Origin of the sequence: Rhodoblastus sp., assembly GCF_041915505.1 — a bacterium.
In the GTDB taxonomy this organism is placed as follows: domain Bacteria; phylum Pseudomonadota; class Alphaproteobacteria; order Rhizobiales; family Beijerinckiaceae; genus Rhodoblastus.
Genome location: NZ_JAYSBG010000306.1, coordinates 1 through 4,220, shown reverse-complemented (window position 1 = coordinate 4,220; position 4,220 = coordinate 1). Strand labels below are relative to the sequence as shown.

At 64.3% G+C, this 4,220-nt stretch carries 2 protein-coding genes and 1 pseudogene; all 3 read left to right on the top strand.

The genetic code is table 11. From position 1 onward, the window contains the following. The first annotated feature begins 221 nt into the window (after positions 1–221). Positions 222–983: a formylglycine-generating enzyme family protein gene (locus tag ACE3S9_RS15785; RefSeq protein WP_374547435.1), complete on the top strand. Its 762-nt coding sequence runs from the start codon at positions 222–224 to the stop codon at positions 981–983. Between the two features lie 184 nt (positions 984–1,167). After that, a complete protein-coding gene (locus tag ACE3S9_RS15780; protein WP_374547434.1) occupies positions 1,168–3,879 on the top strand; it encodes a DUF2610 domain-containing protein in 2,712 nt (903 codons plus the stop codon). Then, a pseudogene (locus tag ACE3S9_RS15775) lies at positions 3,876–4,220 on the top strand (hypothetical protein); the annotation flags it as partial. The gene ACE3S9_RS15780 and the pseudogene ACE3S9_RS15775, both read left to right, overlap by 4 nt.

The window sequence follows — 4,220 nt, the reverse complement described above, 5'->3', positions numbered from 1 at the left end:
CCGAGCCGCCGCAGGCGCCGCCAGCTGCCCCAACGCCGCCGCCAGCCGCCCCAACGCCGCCGCCGGCCGCCCCGACGCCGCCGTCCGCCTCCCCATCGACGCCGCCGCAGGCGCAACCATCCGCCCCAACGAAGGCGCCGGCCGAGCCTTCGCCAGGTGCGCGAGCCGCCGTCATCGCGGACGCCCCGCCGAGCCTCGCGGACATTGGCGACGGCGGCCAATTGTTCCGGGATTGCCCGACCTGCCCGGTCATGGTGGCCGTGCCGGCCGGGACCGCCTCCATCGGCTCGCCGAAAGATGAATCGGGGCATGATTCCAGCGAGGAGCCGAGACGCCGCGTCGCCTTCGCCCGCCCCTTCGCGATAGGGCGGGACGTCGTGACCTTCTCGGAATGGCTGGCCTGCGTCGCGGAAGGCGGCTGCGGCCAATATTTGCCGACCGATATGGGATGGGGACAGGGCGACCGGCCCGTGATCTTCGTGTCCTGGTCGGACGCCACCGCCTATGCGAAATGGCTCTCGCAAAAGACCGGAAAGACCTACCGCCTGCCGAGCGAAGCGGAATGGGAATATGCCGCGCGCGGCTGTCGCTCCGCCGCCTGCGCCGATCAGATCTTTTGGTTTGGCGCGGCGAGCGATCCCGACCGCGCCAATTACGATTGGCGGCTTTCCTACGGCGGAGGGCCGAAAGCCCAGGCGCCGAGGAAAACCCTGCCGGTCGGCCGTTTCGGCCCGAACGCCTTCGGCCTTTACGACGCCGTCGGCAATGTCGCGCAATGGACGCAGGATTGCTGGAACGCCGATCTGCGCAATCTGCCGGCGGATGGGTCAGCGCAGACCCGCGGCGACTGCCTTTCGCGCGCCTATCGTGGCGGCAGCTGGATGGATGATCCGCTTTTTCTGCGCAGCGCCGCGCGCAAATCCGATCTCGCGTCGAGCCGCCTGCCCTTCCTGGGCTTCCGTGTGGTTCGCGACCTGCCGTAATATCCGGATTTCATGGAATTTTTTCGGGCGTTGCACGCGGAAAAACGCGACGGGAATCACGGTGAATTCAATTGACCTGAGACAGCCGCGCGGTAAGTTTAAAATTAACGGGATATTTCAAGGCTATTTGTCGTTTTTGCCGAGCTAAGAAATTGAACCCGGGCGCTGCGGTCTGGGGTGCGTCATGAACAAGGTTTTGTGTCTGTTCTTGAGTGTCGCCGCGCTCTTGCTCGTCGGCTCGCGCGCATTTGCCGACGAGCCGACCCGCCGCGCCTTCATTGTCGGCGTCGAGCGCTACGGCGACAGCGAGATCCAGAGCCTCACCAGGTCCAATTCCGACGCCAAGGACCTCGGCCATGATCTGGAACAGGTCGGCTTCGACCCGAAAAACATCACCGTTTTGACCGATGTTCGCTCCAAGGCCGATTTCAACAAGAAGTTCGACGCGTTCCTGAACACGGTCAAGGAAGGCGATTTCGTCCTGTTCTTCTTCTCGGGCCACGGAATCGGCGTCGAAAGCTCCGGCGCCAACTATCTCCTGCTGGGGGACGCCAAGAGCCCTGTAACCTTCGCAAGATCGAAACTTTCGGGACCGGAGAAGAAGGACACGAATATCGTCAAGGCGAAAATGCCGCAGTTCCTCGATCAATATCAAAGCGAGGAAATTCCGAATGGCGGCGTGTCCGCTGACGAAGTTGTCGAGAAGATAGGCGCCAAAAAGCCCGCGACCGTGTTTCTGATCCTCGACGCCTGTCGGAACATGCTGCGCGCGGACGTGGGAGCGCAACAGATTTTGAGACGTTCGGCAGAGTCCGGTAGCCGGCTGGTGCCTTTCTCCAAGACCCGGGACGGTTTGCTGGTGCTCTATTCCGCTTCCTTTGGCGAACAGGCGGTCGAGAGCTTTGGCGCCGCCGACCGGCGCCGCAATTCCCTGTTCACCGAAGTGCTGCGGGCGGAGCTTGTCCGGCCGGGGCAATCCCTGACCGATTTGGCCGAACGCGTGCGGCTGGTCGTCGCCGCCTTGGCGAGCAAGAACGGCCGGCAGCAGGAGCCGGATTATTTCCCGCGCACCGGTGGACCCGACGATGTTTATCTCGTCGACACCATCGGCGAGCGCCGCTTCCAGATGGCGTCCGAAAAATGCGCCGGGGCGAAGGAAGCCTGGGAGAGGCTGGGCGCCAAGCCGCGCCGGGTGGATATCGAAGCGCATATCCGCCGGTACGACGGCTGCGAAACGGCGGAGGCCGCGCGCCGGGCGGAAGTCGCCGCCGCGGACAGCGCGGAGGACGCTCCCGTCCAGACCGCCCCCCTGAGCCGGCGGCCAGTGGACCCCTGCGACCAACTGGCGGCCTCCGACACCGATCGCGCGCGTCCGCCGGAAGTTCCCGGCGTCGACTTTTCCGCATTGACCGATCCGGACGCGGCCATCGCCGCCTGCAAGAGCGCGATCGAGAAAAACCCGCGCGTGGTGCGCTTCCTGTTCAACCTTGGCCGCGCCTATATGGCCCGGGCCAATTCCATGGACCCGACGCGGCAGAAGCACGACCAGGAGGAGAATTACCGCCTGGCGCGCCTCGCCTATGACGACGCGCAGCAACGGGGTTATGTCGCGGCCCTTTATAATCTGGGCGTCATTCACGAATATGGCCTCGGCGTCGAGCAAAGCGACGCAAAGGCCAATGAACTCTATCGCAAAGCGGCCGAGCAAGGCTTTCCTCTGGCGATGCACACCTGGGGCTGGCGTCTCGCAATCGGCGACAAGGGCGTCGCCCGCGACGACGTGCAGGCCTATGAATGGTTCGCGAAGGCGTCGGACGCGGGCTACGTGCCGGCGACCTTCCAGGTCGGGCGCCGGCTGCTCTACGGCAATGGCGTCATAAAGAACCCGCGCCGCGCCGTCGAAATCCTGCAACATGCGGCGGATGCGGGTTCGGTTCCGGCCAAGATCGAGCTTGGACAGGTCTATATCGAAGGCGGCTATGCGTCGGATCCGGATTTCAACGTGAATTCGAATCTGGCCTTGGCCTTGTTGTGGTTCGGGCGCGCCGCCGAAGCCAATAACCCGGTCGCCCAGCGCGACGTCGCTCTGATGCTTGAACATGGCTGGGGCGCGTCAAGCCCGCAGCCGGAGCTGGCCGAACGCTACTGGCGCTTTGCCGCCTATGGCGGCAACGAGGACGCTGAAGTCGAATTCGCGGAACGGCTCCGGCTGGGTCACGTGCTGGTGAAGCCGGAGAATGGCGACGCCGAAGCGATCCGCTTGTGGGAGCGCGCGAACAGCCAGGGCTCGGCGCGCGCCGCGCTGAGCCTTGCGCGCGCCTATCGCGAAGGCTCGTCCGGAGTCGAACGAAAAGACCCGATCACGGCGATGAAATACGCCTATCGCGCGATCAATCTCTCGGTGAAGGCGAGTCCCCTCCACGAGGACGGCAATCCGTTTTACGAATTCGCCGCGGGGCATCTCCTCGCCGAAATGGCGGCGTCCGGGGAAGCCTCCGGTCCCGATGGCCAGCCATTGCTGAGCAAGGATGAAGTCGACCGCCTCGAGAAATTCTACGGCAAGGTCGATCCTGCGACGAAGACGGTCAAGGCGCGCCGCCTGACCACCCAGCTCATCTGCCTGCGCTATGGAACGACGGTCTGGAAGACCAATCGCTATTACGATTTCTGGGTCTGGGATTGGGGTCGCGACGAGTCGCCGAGCGAGCCGCAATTGCGCAGCCTCGAATATCAGTCGGGTTGCGGCGACAATCAGGATCTCCGGAACACCCTGTCGGCGAGCTATCAACTATCCAAGAAAAACAATGTCGCATTCGCCGACCTGATCATTGAACAGATCAAGACCGCGCTGACGGCGTCCGAAACGGAAAAGACTCGTTCGAGAAGAGGACGTTGATCCGGGTTCGCCGCCGGCTTCGAGCCGAATATTCGACTGGCTTTGGGAGAAAGGCCATGACATCGCGAAAAGCAGTCACACGCGCAGCGATATTGGCGATGACATTCATGCCGCTGACATGGCTGGCGGACGCCGCGCCGGCGCAGGCTGGCTTCCGCCTCGGGGGCTTTCTGGGCGGCGTCGCCGCGGGCGCCCTTCTCGGCGGGTTCGCCGCCCGTGGTCGACGCGCGCATGCCTATGCGGCGCATCCGCATGGCGGCGGACGGTCATCAGCGAGCGCCAGCCATGACGGCGCGCCGGAGGAAAAGACCGACTCGACCAGGACGCTGGCGTCGCTCGGC